Source organism: Fimbriimonadia bacterium, assembly GCA_039961735.1.
GTDB lineage: Bacteria > Armatimonadota > Fimbriimonadia > Fimbriimonadales > JABRVX01 > JABRVX01.
Genome location: JABRVX010000008.1, coordinates 24613 through 40278 on the forward strand (window position 1 = coordinate 24613; position 15666 = coordinate 40278).

Annotated in this window: 12 protein-coding genes; 6 read left to right on the forward strand and 6 right to left on the reverse strand. The window is 63.3% G+C overall.

The window, feature by feature from the left end; genetic code table 11:
• Positions 1 to 16: 16 nt before the first annotated feature.
• From HRF45_02925 to HRF45_02945, 5 genes are all read right to left on the reverse strand, one after another.
• Complete coding sequence (locus HRF45_02925; GenBank protein ID MEP0765483.1) at positions 17 to 556, reverse strand: sigma-70 family RNA polymerase sigma factor; 540 nt, start codon at positions 554 to 556, stop codon at positions 17 to 19.
• A 129-nt stretch (positions 557 to 685) separates the two neighbouring features.
• Entirely contained in the window at positions 686 to 5191 is a 4506-nt protein-coding gene (locus HRF45_02930) for a translocation/assembly module TamB domain-containing protein (GenBank protein ID MEP0765484.1), read from the reverse strand.
• A gap of 7 nt (positions 5192 to 5198) precedes the next feature.
• Positions 5199 to 6080 (reverse strand): lipoyl synthase, encoded by an 882-nt coding sequence (gene lipA, locus HRF45_02935; protein ID MEP0765485.1) that lies wholly within the window; start codon positions 6078 to 6080, stop codon positions 5199 to 5201.
• A 44-nt stretch (positions 6081 to 6124) separates the two neighbouring features.
• The gene (gene recO, locus HRF45_02940) at positions 6125 to 6865 is read right to left on the reverse strand and encodes a DNA repair protein RecO (GenBank protein MEP0765486.1); all 741 of its coding nucleotides are present in this window, start codon (positions 6863 to 6865) and stop codon (positions 6125 to 6127) included.
• A 30-nt stretch (positions 6866 to 6895) separates the two neighbouring features.
• Positions 6896 to 8116 carry a right-handed parallel beta-helix repeat-containing protein gene (locus HRF45_02945; protein MEP0765487.1) on the reverse strand — a complete coding sequence of 407 codons (1221 nt, stop codon included), beginning with the start codon at positions 8114 to 8116 and terminating at the stop codon, positions 6896 to 6898.
• A gap of 66 nt (positions 8117 to 8182) precedes the next feature.
• Between HRF45_02945 and hisF the strand changes: the two genes are divergently transcribed.
• From hisF to hisD, 3 genes are read left to right on the forward strand one after another with little or no spacing between them, the layout of a single operon-like run.
• Complete coding sequence (hisF, locus tag HRF45_02950; GenBank protein MEP0765488.1) at positions 8183 to 8938, forward strand: imidazole glycerol phosphate synthase subunit HisF; 756 nt, start codon at positions 8183 to 8185, stop codon at positions 8936 to 8938.
• On the forward strand, positions 8935 to 10197 hold the full coding sequence (hisE, locus tag HRF45_02955; GenBank protein ID MEP0765489.1) for a phosphoribosyl-ATP diphosphatase: 1263 nt from the start codon (positions 8935 to 8937) through the stop codon (positions 10195 to 10197). Before hisF ends, hisE begins: the two co-directional genes overlap by 4 nt.
• Positions 10194 to 11453 carry a histidinol dehydrogenase gene (gene hisD, locus HRF45_02960; GenBank protein ID MEP0765490.1) on the forward strand — a complete coding sequence of 420 codons (1260 nt, stop codon included), beginning with the start codon at positions 10194 to 10196 and terminating at the stop codon, positions 11451 to 11453. Before hisE ends, hisD begins: the two co-directional genes overlap by 4 nt.
• Positions 11454 to 11519: 66 nt before the next feature.
• Here the strand turns inward: hisD and HRF45_02965 are convergent, their stop codons facing one another.
• Complete coding sequence (locus tag HRF45_02965) at positions 11520 to 12065, reverse strand: PEP-CTERM sorting domain-containing protein (GenBank protein ID MEP0765491.1); 546 nt, start codon at positions 12063 to 12065, stop codon at positions 11520 to 11522.
• Between the two features lie 330 nt (positions 12066 to 12395).
• Between HRF45_02965 and HRF45_02970 the strand changes: the two genes are divergently transcribed.
• From HRF45_02970 to HRF45_02980, 3 genes are read left to right on the forward strand one after another with little or no spacing between them, the layout of a single operon-like run.
• Complete coding sequence (locus HRF45_02970; GenBank protein MEP0765492.1) at positions 12396 to 13505, forward strand: NDP-sugar synthase; 1110 nt, start codon at positions 12396 to 12398, stop codon at positions 13503 to 13505.
• Complete coding sequence (locus tag HRF45_02975; protein ID MEP0765493.1) at positions 13502 to 14623, forward strand: DegT/DnrJ/EryC1/StrS family aminotransferase; 1122 nt, start codon at positions 13502 to 13504, stop codon at positions 14621 to 14623. The genes HRF45_02970 and HRF45_02975 overlap by 4 nt, the downstream gene beginning before the upstream one ends.
• Positions 14624 to 14628: 5 nt before the next feature.
• Positions 14629 to 15633 (forward strand): NDP-sugar synthase, encoded by a 1005-nt coding sequence (locus HRF45_02980; GenBank protein MEP0765494.1) that lies wholly within the window; start codon positions 14629 to 14631, stop codon positions 15631 to 15633.
• The last annotated feature ends 33 nt before the right edge of the window (positions 15634 to 15666 follow it).

Genomic DNA, 15666 nt, shown 5'->3' on the forward strand with positions numbered 1-15666 from the left:
GCTCCTCCTGTATGCCTTACCACGATAGATAAGGACCCATCCTCCGGCGGATCATCGCTCTTGCCCGGGCGAGACGACTCCTAACCGCCTCGACCGTAATACCCAATGCATCGGCGATCTGCTGATACGAGAGGTTCTCGAACTCCCTCAACACAACGCACTCTCGATAGCCGTCGGGCAGAGCTTGCACAGCCGCCTCGAGCTGTCCACGAAGCTCTTCGCTCGCCACGATTCGGTCGGGGCCGTGTGCGTGGTCGGGCAAGTCCCAACTGCCGCGGCTCTCGTCCAATCCGGCATCGAGCGACATCTCGGCAGCCTGCTTACGCTTCTTTTTGGCCGCATGATCTCGAACCAGGTTGACCGCGATTCTGTATAGCCACGTGTAGGGCTGCGCGTCTCCTCGAAAATTCTCGAATGCCCGATAAGCGCGAACGAACGCGTCCTGCGTAAGGTCCGCTGCCTCATCGTAGTCGCCGACCATCCGGTAGACGACATTGAAGATGCGCTGCTCATACAGGGCCACGAGCGACTCGAAGTCCGCCTTCTCTGCGGGCAATGCTCCTCCGTGTCGAGCCGTTTCCAGGCCACTGACGCATTAGACCCGGCCACAGGCACCTCGTGTCGGATTTAACACCTGCCGACACCGAACACCCCATTAGATAGCCGGAACGGAGAGGAAGATCGCCTAGAACCGAGTTCCCCACTCTAGGCTCAAGCGATGAACTCTCTGCTCGTCGTACGACCAGCCCAAGTTGAACGTTCCCCGGAACTGCTCGCGGATGGGCAGCCGCCACATCAACTTTACCTGATACCGCTGCTCAATCCCTTGGAGCGAACGCCGGTACGAGGCCGAGAGGCCATCGAACAGGGACTTGGACACGTTGAGCGTGAGCGGCTCGAAGCGGGAGTATGTGAGGGCGAGGGCTTCGAGACCGACACTCTCGGCGATGCCCGGCCCAACGACATCGAAGAACGCCGGGAGAACCGTGGCTCCGAAGATGTCCATCAACTCGTTGCGCAGAGTGCTTTCGATGTCGCCTCCGGCAAAGGTATCGAGGAAGCCTTGGTGGCCCAGCAACGCTAGGATGCGTTGCTCGGTGAGGTCGGGCGGAGACGACGTAGCATTCATCCGAAGGCCTCCGTCTTCGAGTAGGGAGCCGGTGATGTGCAGATCGATCGTGTATTCGTTCGGGATTCCGACTGGGCCCGCGGCGATGATCTGAGTGCGCGCACGCATGTCCACGTTGGCAACAGCGATGGCGGGGCCCTCGCGCTGTGCGTCGTACGCAATGGTGAAGCGGCTACCGGGTTCGATGCGGAGGCGACTCGCGGGCAATCGGATGCGCCCGTCCAGCGCAGTAAGCGATGCGGTGGCCTTCGGAAGACTCAGCGTTCGCTCCAAGCGGGCCACCCCTTGCACTCGGGCATCCATGCGCGAGGTGGTTAGAACGGTGCTCGGTGCGAAGGCCACGCCGATGTCGAGGTCCGCATCGAATGGGAGTCTCGGCGCGGTTGCCGATTCGTCCCATCCGGCCGGAATAGGCAGCGAGGCGTCCGAAATGCCGATGGAACCATTGACCGAGGGGCGTCGCAGGCGACCGTCGAGCGCGAGCGAGCCGTCGAGAGTCATTCGTAGACGTTCGGCCGTCGGACCCACGGCAGAGCGGATCTGGAGTGCGTCCATCTTGAGTTCGCCACGCAGCTCGCCATCCGCCTCCGCATCTAAACTCGCGACGGCCCACGCGGAGATAGCGCCCCCCGACGCACTCGTGCCTTTCAGGTTCTCGAGCCGCACCTCGTCACCCTCGAGACGGACCTCAGCAGTCACGTTATGCAAGCTTTCCTCGAAGCCTTGGAGCGCTATCTCTCCGCCGCTCAGGTAGGCCGCACCCTCGACCCGCGGGTTGTCCAGAGTGCCTGAGAGCGCAATCCGGATCGGCCTCTCGTCAGAGCCTTCGACGGGTTCACCGAACAGCTTTCCTTTCGTGCGCTCTACGTCGAGGGCGGGCAGGAACACACGGAGACCGGCGAGGTCTTGCTCCGGGATGGTCAAATTGGCTTGGAGTTCACCGTCGGAGGGGATGCCGAGGGGATCGAAGCGGAAGGGAACCTGACCGGAGAGGCGGGCGACGTAACCCTCCTTCTGCAACACCGCACCGTCGGTGCGGATCGAGCCGTCGCGGACTTCGATGAGTGAGAACATCGCGGCGTCCAGACTCGCTTTCTCGGTCCCGAAATCGGTTAGGGCGACGGTGAGATCGACATCAGGTCGCGAGGATTCTCCGGATACCTGCGCGGCCACATCCACCCGCCCCCGAACTGCCGCGTAGGCAGGGTCGAGTTCAGCGAGCAAGCCGGCGTCGAGGTTCGAGACATCCACGAAGCCACGAACGTCTCCTCCCAATGCGAAGCTCCCAGACCCATGCAGCGCCCCGACCGAAGAGTTCCAGTTTATGGCTTCGAAGTTGTACAATTTGCCTGTCGCAGTGCCCTTTGCTTCTAGCCAGCCGGCCTCGCGGGTGCCCACGATCAGATCTTCGATCCGGATGTCGAAGGGGAAGGATGGCTGCTCTCCATCACCCTGCACTCCAAACTGAAGACGCGCCTGACCGTGGAGCTTGCTCAGTCGCCTCCATGTATCGCTGTCAGTCTCTGGCACGAGGCGGCGCGCGAAGATTCGCGCGTCATCCAGGCTGAGGGTGACGAGGCCGGTTGCGTCCACGAATCGGTCGCTTAGACGGTACGTGTGGAGGTCGACAGTGGCGGCTCGGTTCTCAGCTACTAGTCGAAGCGTCCCGTTCCACTCGCCTTCTTCCGATCTCGCTTCGAGCACGCCCGATGTGAACTGCAAGTCGACTATCGCCGGTCTGCCAAGGGTGCCCGATATGGTGACGTCGGGCTGCGACAGTGAGCCTTGGAAGGAGGCCGTCAGATCGGCAGTTCCAGACAGCGGCGTGGTTGCATCGAGGTAGCCGTTGACGGCAGCCAAGTCCACGCCTGCGAGGTCGAAATGGGCTTCGATGGTATCCGCACCCACCCGTGCGGAGCCGTTCAGCAAACCGCCTCCGATGCGCGCCTCACCCTGGGGAATCAGTATGTCTCCGTTACGGTACACGAAAGCCGCCCTTGCCTCGTCCAGGGGCAGTCGGTCGATCATGCCCTCTGCGACACGCGCAGAACCGGCGACTTCGACGTCGGACAGCGGGCCGGAGACACGAGCGTTCACAGATGCCAACCCGCGCAGCGGCAGGTCCGTGTTCAGTACCTCCAATACCTGGGCGGATTCGATCTGATCACCGGAGACCTGAAGCGCGAGAAGCGGACCGAGGTCGGGATGGCGAAAGTCCACTTCGCCAGCGATGTCCACGAGGGCCGCGCCGCGCCGAAGCTGCACGTCATCTAAGGTCAGGACCTCCCGCGAGTAGTCGAATTGTCCGCCCACGAGTGCGGCATCGAACCCCGCCAGCTCGGGTCCGTACACTTCGGCACGCCCGCTTACCCGAGGTGCGTCCGGTAAGCCGGTAAGGGACCCCGACGCGTAGGCAGCGCCCCGGACAGCCATCGCGGGGCGCAGAACCTCGAGTGGAAGTCCCACCACGTCGTAGTCAAACGACAGTTCTCGCGTATCGCCGGTGTAGTACCCCGTGGACTGCAGCAGGCCGAGAGGGCCAGCTATGCGTCCGAGGGGCATTCTGAGCTGCCCTGCCCTCCAGGTCAGGCGTGCTTCGCCAACGCCGAGGTTCTCGGACCAATCCGTTCCCTCCCCCAAGTCACGGGTTAGGTGCAGTGCAGAGGCGGTGACGTTGGCGGCGACACGCAGGGTCTCACCGCCTCCCGTGATTACTGCCGAAACGTCGGCGAGACCGGAGAGGCCCTGCTGAGCGGTTTCTGCAAAGCTCTCGAGTGCAAGTCCGGCGACGTGGGCAGCGGCTTTGACTTCGTTCGTCCGGAGGTCCACCACCGCCTCTCCGAGCACCTCGGAACCTCGCCACCACCCACTCAGGTTCCGAAGTGCGAGGGTCCTGTCAGCCGTGTAGACCACTTCTCCAGTAAGCCCCGTGACTCGGCGACCCTGCGCCTGTGCGCTCGCTACGCGCCAGCTCCCGACCACGGACGGTGACGCGGGATTGCCTCGGATGTTGACGGCACCCGCGAAACTGCCTCGCACCGGAGAGGGACCCTGGCGTCCGGCAAGCATCCAGAGCCGCTCCGCGCTCGACCCCGAGCCGGAGACCCAGGCATCCACGAGTGAGCCGGATCGATCGGTCTGCACGTGCGCGGCGACTGCGACCGATCCGCCCGCTGCGCGAAGGATGCCCCGCGCGCACCAACCACCGGGCATGGCGATAAACGAAGCGCGAACGGCGCTTGCGGTGTGCCCCCGGTAGGAGACTCGTCGCGCGGCGACATCGCCAGCCGTGATCCAGTCGGTCTCTCCTTTACCCCACGTCAGCGCAAGCTTCACGGGGCCCTGCGCGTCAGAGAGCAAGATGTCCTCGACTGCCTCGGCGCCCACCTGCGTGCGGAGCGCGGCCAGTGTCTCGGCGCCACGCAAGGAATCGGCTGCGGCGCTCAGGCGCCCCCGCCCTGCTGCCCACTCGGCGTTGATCCACAGGTCTGCGGTGGAGTCGGTCTGGCCCCTGGCACTCAGCCGGCCGGCGTCGCTGAGCGCCTGCAGGTTGACGGTGACGTTTCGCACTTCGAACTGCCGGGGTTCGCGGTCGCCTCGGTCGGTATAGAGCAGGGTGGCGTCGCGAAGAGCAATGTCCAACGGCATCTCGCTCGGCTTCCTCTCGGGGCGGGCGAGCAGGCGTTGAAGTTCGAAGGAGCCATCCTCCAAGCGCACCACATGAAGCAGTGCACTATCGGCCTCGACCCGGACGTAGCTGCGCGGTACGTCTATGCCGGGGAACTTCACGCGGAGTGCCGGCGCCAATGCGAGAGGGTGACCGTCCCGAGCCGAAACTGCTACGTCCGTCGCGATGAGCGTGCCTTTACGCAGGTCGTAGTCGGCTGCAGCATAGCGCACCACGACACCGTATTCTCTTTCGACGGTGCGCACCGCCGCCGGTAAAAGCGCTGCTTCGGTCCCCGCCACCACACGCTGGATGACCACGTACGCGAACCAGAGAGCGCACACGATGGGTGCGCCCGCAATCAGGATCGGGATGACGCTGAGCCAACGAGACATGGGGCTATTACCCAGTCTTCGACATGCGCTCCGCCATCATCTTCTTGGAGAACGCGGCCGCGTTGTAGGAACTGCGCACGAACGGGCCCGAAGCCACGAACGCGAAGCCCATCTCCTCACCGATTGTCTCGTACTCCTTGAAGCGAGCCGGCTCGACGTACTCCACGACCGGCAGATGGTTCATGGTAGGCCGGAGGTACTGGCCGATGGTAACGGCGTCCACACCGGCGGAGCGAAGGGCGCGAAGCGTGTCCACGACTTCTGCATGCGTCTCGCCGAGGCCCAGCATGATGCCGGACTTGGTATAGATGTGCGGCGCGAGACGCTTTGCGGTTCGCAGAGTCTCGAGACTTCGCTCGAATCCGGCTTGCGGACGCACCACCGTCTGCAGACGAGGCACGGTCTCCACGTTGTGGTTGAAGATTTCGGGACCCGCGTCTGTGACCAAGCGCACCCGCCACTCGGCTGCCTTGAAGTCCGGTGTGAGCACCTCGACGATGCTGTCGGGCATTGCCGTGTGAAGCGATCGGATGGTATCTGCGAACTGCTGCGCCCCTTCGTCTGGCAGGTCGTCTCGGGCCACCGAAGTGACGACCACGTGACGGAGACCCATCTGCTTGGCGGTTTCCGCCACGCGCCTGGGCTCGTCCGGGTCGGGAGCGAGTGGGCGGCCCACTTTGATGGCGCAGAAGCCGCAGGAGCGAGTGCAGATGTCGCCCAGTATCATGAACGTCGCAGTCTTCTTCGACCAGCATTCATGCAGGTTCGGGCAACGGGCGCTCTCGCACACGGTGTGGAGGTGTGCAGAACGGACCATCTGCTCCACCTGCTGGACCGTTTCCATGCGCGGAAGCCGGATCTTGAGCCAGTCGGGAAGGCGCTGCTGCATCGGTTGGCGGATTGTACCTAGCGGCGAGTAGCTTCGGACCCTGTTCAGCCTACTGAGAGTAGGTCATCCAGAAAGTTGGCGGAACGAAGGTCGCTGTCCAAGACGTGCTGCCAAACGGTTCGGTACACGCGGCGAAGGGCCCCGCAGGCTTCGAGGGCGGGCGGTGGGGAGTCGGCTGCAGCCAGGGTGCGTAGCTCGGCCACGGCCGCAGCCGACAGCCCTAGTGCGTCGCGGCGACCTTCTGAGCATGTTCGGCACAGCAGGCCGCCCGCTGCTGCGCTGAATGCAGCTCGCGGCGGCAGGGGACGGTGACAAGAAGCACAGTCGTGGAGACGAGGGTGGTAGCCGAGGACTCCCATCAAATGGATCTCCGACCAGGCGGAAACCGCCGCGGGGTCGGAGGCCCCGTCCAGCATCTCCATCGTAAGAAGCGCGAGATCGTAGGCGGCCTCGTTGGGTTGATGGTCCCCAATCGCTCTCTCCACGATCTCGGCCAGCTCGAGCGCGCATGCCGTCCGTAGTAGGTCGGAGCGGAGATGTGCGAAGGTGCGGAGGGGCTGTGCTTGCGTCACGTAGTCCAGCTGCCGGCCCTTAGCTAGATGGTACTTGGCAAAGCAGAGTGCGTCCGTGCTACCCGCCAGTGGACTTCCGGGCTTGCGGGCGCCGCGTGCTATGGCCGAGATGCGCCCCATCTCCCGTGAGAACAGCACTAACAGCTTGTCAGTCTCGCCCAGGTCCCGCCTATGCGCGACGAAGGCCTCGACGGTGTAGGTACGCCGGTTCATCACACTATCGGACGCTCTGAGGTGAGTGTATCAGCGAACGTCGTTCTCGCGGAACTGATTGCGCTTGCACCCCTTGTCTTCCGTCCACGGCTTGCCGGTACCGAGGAAGGTGTTACGGTAGAGCGTTATCTCCGTGCTCTCCGAAAGCTCGACACCGACACCGTTCCATTCGAAGTGGTTGGCCTCAATGCGGTAGCGCCGCGAGGGCGGGCCTTCCTTCCTCCTGCGCATGAGCAACACTCCCTGCTCACGGTTGTATCCGATCTCGTTCCCAGCGATCAGGTTGCCTTCTGCGTGTTCGATGGCGATGCCCGCACGGCGGTTTCCGAGGATTTCGTTGTCCACCACGTGGTTATCGCACGAGAAGCCCATCCAGAATCCGTAGCCCGAGTGGGATGCCGTGTTGCCGTAGAAACGGTTGCGCAAACAGAAGGTGGACTCGAAGGCGTTGTGCGGGGAGTAGGACCCGTCGTTACCGATGATCAGGTTGTCGTTGGACTGCTCGGTGCCGAGGTCGGCTGTTAGGAAGAAGCCGTCGCCCCCGTATTGCAGGTCGTTGTCGGCGATGACATTGAAGTGGCATGCGTGACAGATGCAGATACCGGTGCTGTCGTTGCCTACGCTGTAGTATGGAGTTTCGCCGCTGATACAGTGGGAGAGGTCGTTCCCTATGATTCGATTGTAGGAACTGCGGTAGAGACGCACGCCCCACCCGAGGTTGTCCGTGCACTCGCACCCTTGCACCAAGCACTCATCGCACTGATCCAGAATGATACCGTTCAGTTGGTTGCACGCCGAGGTGCGGTGGATGGTGCAGCGCTTGCACTTCGAGAGATAGATTCCCGCACCGTATTTGCTCCACACTTTGTAGTCGAATATGTCCAGGAAGTCGCGCTTGTCATACTTCTCTTCCGTGCTGTAGAAGCGGTGACAGCCGTTGTGGTCGGCGTGGCAGTCCACGAGAGTGACGTCCTCGCAATCCTCCAAGACGATTCCTCGGTGATAGCGGAGGACGGTGACGCCGCTGAGACGCAGGCCTTTGCAGCCCTTCAGCAAGATGCCCACGCCCTTGAAGCGATGCGGCTCGTGGTGTACGCCGATGAGCGCGACTCCGGAGAGGTCGAGATACGAATCGGAAAGGGTGATGGTGAGCGCCGGACCCGCCTTGTCGCCGCCGAGTGGATACACTCCGGGCTTGATCGCTGCCTGCGCGGTAATGACCTGACCGAAGGTTGGCTGGATGGCTTTCATGCGAAGCAAGTTCCCCGACCGGGACCCGGCCTCCTGCGCGTCCTCGGCTGGTATGCTCGACAGCACATGCTTACCTCTCGGATCATCCCATGCTTGGACGTGCGCGACGGGCGCGTGGTGAAGGGCATCCGGTTCTCCGGACTGCGCGATGCCGGCTCCCCCGAGGACCTGGCGGAGGAGTACGAGCGTCAGGGCGCGGACGAGCTGGTGATCCTGGACGTGAGTGCCACCCCAGAGGGCCGTAAGACGGCGGTGGAGACGGTTCGAGGGGTGCGCGCTAAGATTGGCATCCCGCTCACTGTGGGGGGAGGCATCCGCTCCACGACCGATGTCGAGGCTCTGCTGGAGGCAGGCGCGGACAAGGTGTCAGTGAACACCGCGGCGGTAAACGACCCGCGAATCCTGCAGGAGATCGCCAGCCGTTTCGGCAGTCAGTGCTCAGTGCTTGCTCTCGATGCGGCGGAGCGAGGCGGAGGCACTTGGGAGGTGGTCGTGCTCTCGGGAACGCGCCGGACGGGCATGGACGCCGTGGAGTGGGCGAAGCAGGCGGTGGCATTAGGCGCCGGGGAGATACTGCTCACCAGCTGGGATCGAGACGGTACGCGCTCGGGCTACGACCTGGCGCTTCTCTCGGCCGTATCGAAGGCCGTGCACGTGCCGGTGATCGCATCGGGCGGGGCCGACACGTCGCAACACCTGGTGGAGGCGCTTCGGGCCGGCGCGGACGCGGTGCTGGCGGCATCGATCTTTCACGATGGTGACATGACCGTGGCCGATGTGAAGCGGGAGCTGGCCGCGGCCGGCGTTCGGGTGAGACTATGATTGTCCCCTCGATAGACTTGATGGGCGGGCAAGCGGTGCAGCTCATTGGTGGCCGCGAACTCGCGTTAGAAGCGGGCGACCCTCTGCCGATAGCTGAGCGTTTCTCGGTGGCGGGGGAGATCGCGGTGGTGGACCTCGACGCGGCGCTCGGGCAGGGCGAGAATGCGGAGGTGATCCGTCGCCTGCTGAAGGCTGCGCGGTGCCGCGTGGGCGGCGGGATTCGGGATGTGGACACGGCGCTGCGATGGTTGGACGAAGGTGCGAGCAAAGTGGTGATCGGCACAGCCGCAACGCCAGAGGTGCTCTCCAAGCTGCCACCCGAGAGGGTGATCGCCGCTCTGGATGCGCACCAAGGCGAAGTGGTGGTGAAGGGGTGGCGAGAGGGTACCGGACGGACCGTGTTGGAACGTATTCGCGAGCTTAGTGGTCTGGTCGGGGGCTTTCTCGTCACCTTCGTGGAGCGCGAGGGGAGGATGCAGGGCCTGCCGCTGGACACGGCAAGGGAGATCGTGGAGGCTGCGGGCGAAGCAAAGGTGACCATCGCAGGCGGGGTGACGACCACGTTGGACATCGCCGCGCTGGACCGGATGGGAGCCGACGCGCAGGTGGGGATGGCACTCTATACCGGTGCCATGGACCTCGCGGATGCCATCGCTGCGCCGCTCACCACGGACCGACCGGACGGCCTATGGCCTACCGTAGTGGTAGACGAGCATGGTACCGCGCTTGGGCTGGCTTACTCGAGTCTCGAGAGCTTGCGGGATGCGGTGCGCACCAGGACGGGCGTGTACCACTCACGCAAGCGAGGGCTATGGGTCAAGGGTGCGACCACTGGGAACACGCAAGAACTGCTGCGGGTGGACGTGGACTGCGACCGTGACACGGTGCGCTTCGTGGTCCGGCAGCAGGGCCCGTTCTGTCACACGGGCGAACGGACTTGCTGGGGGCCGGACTGGGGGCTGCGCGCGCTGGAGGCAACTATCCGCTCGCGGCTCGCCGATGCGCCGGAGGGCTCGTACACGCGAAGGCTGCTCGACGACCCGTCGCTGCTCGATGCGAAGCTGCGAGAAGAGGCCGGGGAGCTTGCCAGTGCCGAGACACCCGACGAGGTGGCGGAGGAGGCTGCGGACCTGCTCTACTTCTGGCTGGTTGCGCTCGTGCGTTCCGGCAAGTCGCTCGAAGACGTGGAGCGAGTTCTCGACAGGCGCGCGCTGCGCGTGACGCGGAGAGGCGGGGAGAGAAAGGACGCGGATGCATGAGCCGACTGCTTCGCTTGGTACAGCCATCGGAAGTCGAAGCCCTGCAGAGGAGCGCGCTGGACGCTGCGGCTATTACCGATGCCGCGCGGATCGTCGAGGATGTGAGACAGCACGGCGAGAGTGCGGTCAGAGAGCATGCCGAGCGTCTCGGCGACATCGCTCCTGGGGAGCCGCTGAGCTTGTCACGGGAGGACCTCGAGAGGGCACTCGCCTCGATCTCACAGGATGATTTCGCGCTTCTGCGGCGTGTGGCTGAGCGGATTCGTCGCTTTGCCGAGGCGCAGCGTAAATGCCTGCTCGACCTGGATACGCAGGTCGAAGGGGGGCGCGCAGGACATCGGTGGATACCGGTGCAATCGGCCGGATGCTACGCTCCCGGAGGGCGCTTCCCCTTGCCTTCCTCCGTGCTGATGACCGCGGTCACTGCGCGGGTAGCGGGGGTGGAGCATGTGTGGGTGGCATCGCCGAAGCCACCACCTATCACCCTGGCAGCCGCTGCGGTAGCGGGCGCGGACGGTCTGCTGGCGGTAGGTGGCGCCCAGGCGGTTGCGGCCCTCGCGTTCGGAGCGGGCGGTGTGCCTGCCTGCGATGTGATCGTCGGGCCCGGTAACAAGTGGGTGACCGCGGCAAAGCACCTAGTGTCCTCGTCGGTGGCGATTGATATGCTGGCTGGGCCATCGGAGCTGGTAGTGATCGCTGACGGGCATGCGGACGCCGAGACGGTTGCGCTGGACCTGCTAGCCCAAGCGGAGCACGACCCCGATGCCTGCGCGATCCTGATTAGCTTGGACGCGGGGCTCATCAAAGGTGTGGAGGAAGCGCTGGCGGGACATCTGGCCGGATCGCCCGTGGCTGACATCGCCCGGTCAGCATTGTCTAACGGCTTCGTGTGCGTTGTCGAATCGATAGAGGAGGCCGTGGGGCTTGCGGATCAGATAGCCCCCGAACACTTGCACCTTCATGTAGCGGGACCTGCGCTGGCGGAGGCGGTTCGAACCTGCAAGCGATACGGAACGATGTTCGTCGGGGCCGCGAGCGCGGAAGCCGTTGGGGATTACGGAGCCGGACCGAACCACGTGCTGCCTACCGGTGGCTCGGCAAGGCACTCCTCGGGCCTATCGGTGATGACGTTCCTGCGAGCACGGACCTGGCTGAAAGTGGATGAAGATGCATCGGCGCTTTTGGACGACACGGTGGCACTGGCGCGTCTAGAGGGTTTGGAGTTTCATGCAAGGTCGGCGGCCAGAAGACGATAGATGGAACGGTGGGTCCGGGGGCTGTGCCCCCGATCCACCGACATCGTATTCGCGACTCGGACCGGCCTAGCGCCGAGTGCGCAGTCTGCGAAGCGTACCGAGCGAACCCAGTCCGACGAGGATAGCAGCGAGGCTGCCGGGTTCGGGCACCAGCCGGAAGTGAGCGGTGTTTGCTCCGTCCGGCAGAGCACCGACGACGCGGATGTGCATCCCGAAATCATCGATCTTGCTCGTGTCGATTGCGGTGTAGCTGAAGCTGAGGCTGCCGTTCGGGTACACGGCAGCGGACTTGCTAGGGTCTTTCCATCCCGCGAGGTCGTACGAGCTCTCGTGGTACGACCAACCGTTCTGCGCAACTCCCGAGGCCGCCAGGTCGCCCGAATCCGAGATGGCCCAGAAGCCGAAGACGAGGTCCACGTCGTAGTCGATCCCCAGGTAGGTGATGGTCGGGTTAGGCCCGAGGCTGAGGATGTATTCGAACGTCCCAGCGCCTGGGCTCACGAAGATGTCGCTGAAACTGTCCAGCGGCAGAAAACTGGCTTTCGTCTGAGCCTGGACTACGCCACCAACGGCTAGGGCGGCCGCGATCATCAGAATACGTATGTGCTTCATTGTCCCACCTTTCTATCGGTTTCGAACCTGTCGGGTGCGAAACCGGTCTTTCTCTTGGCGATCTCTCAATAGTTAGCTAAATAGAACGCCAAAAGTACCATCCTTTGGTCGGTGGGCGAGTACAAATACCAGCAAACTGTTCGCGCGGTGCGCCAAACTCGCCCATCATAACCGAACCTTTGAGCAAAGTCTAGGCCGAGGAGGCGGAATGCTTAGCTAGGCTAAATAAACACGTTGTATTGCCTGGGTCTGCCCCCGTCTTCAGAGGCCAATCGGGCAGCCCTCGGCTCAGGCGGACGTGACATCGGGGCGAGGTGCTACAATCGGCGGATGGCCAACGGACGATATCGGGGTGTGATCATTGCCGGTGGATTCGGCACCAGGCTGCGCCCCCTCACCCTCACCCGACCCAAACCCTTGATGCCCCTAGCGAATCGGCCATTTCTGGAATACCAGGTCGGCCTTCTGCGCTCCGCGGGGATCAGAGAGATCGTTTTCGCCACCAATTATCTCGCCGATCAGATCGAGGCCCACTTCGGCGACGGTTCCCACTTCGGCGTGCACATGATCTACAAAGAAGAGACCGAGCCGATGGACACCGGCGGGGCCGTGCGTAATGCGATCGAGGGCCTGCCCACCATGGATTGCGTGGTGTTCAATGGCGACGTGCTGCACGACTTCGACCTGCAGGCGATCCTCCGCGACCATGAGGAGTCTGGCGCTGCGGCCACCCTAACGCTGTACACCGTGCAGCGCCCGCACCCTTACGGCGTTGTGCCGACCGATGAGCGGCGGCGCGTGCAGGCTTTTTTGGAGCCGACGCAGGAGCAGAAGAAAGCGGCGGACAGAGGCGAGAAGCAAGAAGGCACGGACAACATCAATGCAGGCCTGTACGTGTTTCGCGGCGAGGTGGCGGAGAGCATCCCGCTGCGACGATGCAACATCGAGCGGGAGTTCTTCCCTTCGCTGATCGCGAGCGGCGCGCTCGTTCTGGGCCACATCACCGGCGGGTACTGGACAGATGTCGGCAGGCCGGCCCAACTCCTCGCCGCCACGCGCGCGATCCTGAGCGGCGCCGTCACCGTCGCGATGCCCCCTGCAGGCGAAAAGCGTGACGGCGTGTACGCGGGCGAAGGCGCGGAGTGGGTAGGAGCAACCGTGAAGCCTGGCTGCGCAATCGGGCCGAGGTCGCTGGTGGCCGAGGGTGCGACGGTGGACGACTACAGCGCGCTGGGCGAAGGGTGCCGGGTGGAGAGCGGCGCTAGGGTGTCGGCGAGCATCTTGCTGCCCGGAGTGACCGTGGGGCAGGACGCAATCGTAGAGGGTTGTCTGATTGACCGAGACTGCAAGATCGGAGAGGCTGCGCACCTGCGCAACGTCGTGTTAGGTGCGGGAAGCGTCGTGACGGCGCATAGCAATCTAGGGGAGGGCATTCGATGAAAGTGCCTTTGGTGGATCTTAATGCGCAGCACGCCGAGTTGCGTGGCAGATTGGATGCGGCGTTGAAAGAGGTGCTGGACTCCGGTCGCTTCATCCTCGGTCCCAACGTGCAAGCCCTGGAGCAAGAGATTGCCGAGCGGTGCGGTGTGCAATACGGCGTGGGTGTGGCTTCTGGGACCGATGCGCTGAAGATCGCGTTGCAGGCTCTCGGCGTGGGACCCGGCGATGAGGTGATCACGACGCCGTTCACCTTCGTGGCGACCGTGGAGGTGATAGCACAGATCGGCGCGGTTCCGGTGTTTGCGGATATAGACCCTGCTACATTCCTACTGGACCCGGAGCGTGTTAGGGAAAAGATCGGCCCGAGAACGAAGGCGATCTTGCCCGTGCACCTATTCGGCCAGCTAGCCGACATGGATGCCCTGTGCGAGATTGCCGAGGAGCGAGGGCTCCTGGTGTTGGAAGACGGCGCGCAAGCGATTGGCGCAACACGCAATGGCAAGGCGATGGGGGCATTCGGACATGCGGCTACGCTGAGCTTCTTCCCTACCAAGAACTTGGGCGCGATGGGTGATGGCGGCATGATCGTCACGAATGACGAACGCATCTACGAACACTGCATCGCACTTCGGATGCATGGCATGCCCGCGGGAGACTATATGTATCGCGAGATAGGGTATGCAAGTCGGCTGGACGAGATCCAGGCCGCCGTGCTGAGGGTGAAGCACCAGATGTTGGACGAGTGGAACCGGCGACGAGTTAGGAACGCCGGTATCTACTTCGACCTGCTCGAAGGTACCGAGGTGGTTCTGCCATCCACTCTAGAGGGTAACACCCATACCTATCACCAGTTCACCATCCGGCACCCTCGCAGGGACCAGCTACAGGCGTACCTAAAGGAACGCGAGGTCGGGTGCGGCATCTACTATCCTGCGGGCTTACACTTGCAGGAGGCGTACGCTTCGTATGGTCACCGCGAGGGAGACTTCCCGTTGACGGAGCAGTCGTGCAGAGAAGTTCTGTCACTGCCTGTCCATGCGCATCTGTCCGAAGATCAGGTTCGGTTCGCAGCTGAGAGCATCGCCCAATTCTGCAAGGAATCCGTCGCCGCAGTATGAAGGCGATGCTCCTCGCAGCGGGTGTTGGATCGCGGCTGGACCCACTCACCCGTCGGCTGCCAAAGCCTATGGTGCCGGTGATGAACCGCCCCGCCATGGAGCACATCCTCGAACTCCTGGTGCATCATGGCTTCACCGAGATCATGGTGAACTTGCACTACATGGGGGATGTGATCGAGTCGCACTTCGGCGACGGGTCTCGATGGGGTGCTCGAATCACCTATTCGCGCGAAGACCAGCTTTGGGGGGATGCTGGCAGTGTCGGCCGTGTGAAGGACTTCTGGGACGACACGTTCCTGGTGATAGGCGCCGACGACGTAACGGACATGGACCTCGGCGCGCTGGTCGCTTACCATAAGGACCGTCGAGCCGATGCCACGATCGCCCTGTACCCCGTGGAGGACCCATCGGAATACGGGGTCGCGGTGGTCGAGAAGGGCAGGATCATTGGCTTTCAGGAGAAGCCCTCCCCCTCGCAAGCCAAGTCGCGCATGGCCAACACCGGTGTGTACGTGTTCGAACCGAGGGTGTTAGATATGGTTCCCGAGGGCAAAGTGTATGGTCTTGGAAGAGACCTCCTGCCTGGACTGCTGGACGAAGGGCGGCCCTTCTTCGGATGGCAGGCCGACGGGTACTGGTGCGATATCGGGAGTCTAGCGTACTACCATCAGACGCACCGGGATGCTCTCGCAGGACGCATCGCACTAACATCGGGGCTATCCGAGTTGCTGCCGAGGGTATGGGTTGCCGAGAGTGTCGAGTTGCACCCCGATGCGGTCGTAGTAGGGCCGTGCTTGCTGGGCGGCGGATGCAGAATCGGGGCGGGAGCTAAGATCGAGCGCAGCGTGTTGGGACCGAATTGCTCGGTCGCCGAGGGATCTCTCATCAACGATTGCGTGATTTGGGGCAGTGTGAGCGTCGGTCCGGCCACCACCTTGCAGTCGTGTCTGGTCGGCTCGGGATGCGCAGTGTCCTCGACGGGAGAGTTGCACCGGGCGATCATCGTCTAAGTCAGAGCTTTTCTGTTTCAGCACGCAGTCATA

What these genes read in the sequence shown, in the direction of transcription:
- hisF (MEP0765488.1), top strand. Translation starts at nt 8,183, where the DNA reads ATGCTTACCTCTCGGATCATCCCATGCTTGGACGTGCGCGACGGGCGC.
- HRF45_02930 (MEP0765484.1), bottom strand. Translation starts at nt 5,191, where the DNA reads ATGTCTCGTTGGCTCAGCGTCATCCCGATCCTGATTGCGGGCGCACCC.
- HRF45_02975 (MEP0765493.1), top strand. Translation starts at nt 13,502, where the DNA reads ATGAAAGTGCCTTTGGTGGATCTTAATGCGCAGCACGCCGAGTTGCGT.
- recO (MEP0765486.1), bottom strand. Translation starts at nt 6,865, where the DNA reads ATGAACCGGCGTACCTACACCGTCGAGGCCTTCGTCGCGCATAGGCGG.
- lipA (MEP0765485.1), bottom strand. Translation starts at nt 6,080, where the DNA reads ATGCAGCAGCGCCTTCCCGACTGGCTCAAGATCCGGCTTCCGCGCATG.
- hisD (MEP0765490.1), top strand. Translation starts at nt 10,194, where the DNA reads ATGAGCCGACTGCTTCGCTTGGTACAGCCATCGGAAGTCGAAGCCCTG.
- HRF45_02965 (MEP0765491.1), bottom strand. Translation starts at nt 12,065, where the DNA reads ATGAAGCACATACGTATTCTGATGATCGCGGCCGCCCTAGCCGTTGGT.
- HRF45_02980 (MEP0765494.1), top strand. Translation starts at nt 14,629, where the DNA reads ATGCTCCTCGCAGCGGGTGTTGGATCGCGGCTGGACCCACTCACCCGT.
- hisE (MEP0765489.1), top strand. Translation starts at nt 8,935, where the DNA reads ATGATTGTCCCCTCGATAGACTTGATGGGCGGGCAAGCGGTGCAGCTC.
- HRF45_02945 (MEP0765487.1), bottom strand. Translation starts at nt 8,116, where the DNA reads ATGAAAGCCATCCAGCCAACCTTCGGTCAGGTCATTACCGCGCAGGCA.
- HRF45_02970 (MEP0765492.1), top strand. Translation starts at nt 12,396, where the DNA reads ATGGCCAACGGACGATATCGGGGTGTGATCATTGCCGGTGGATTCGGC.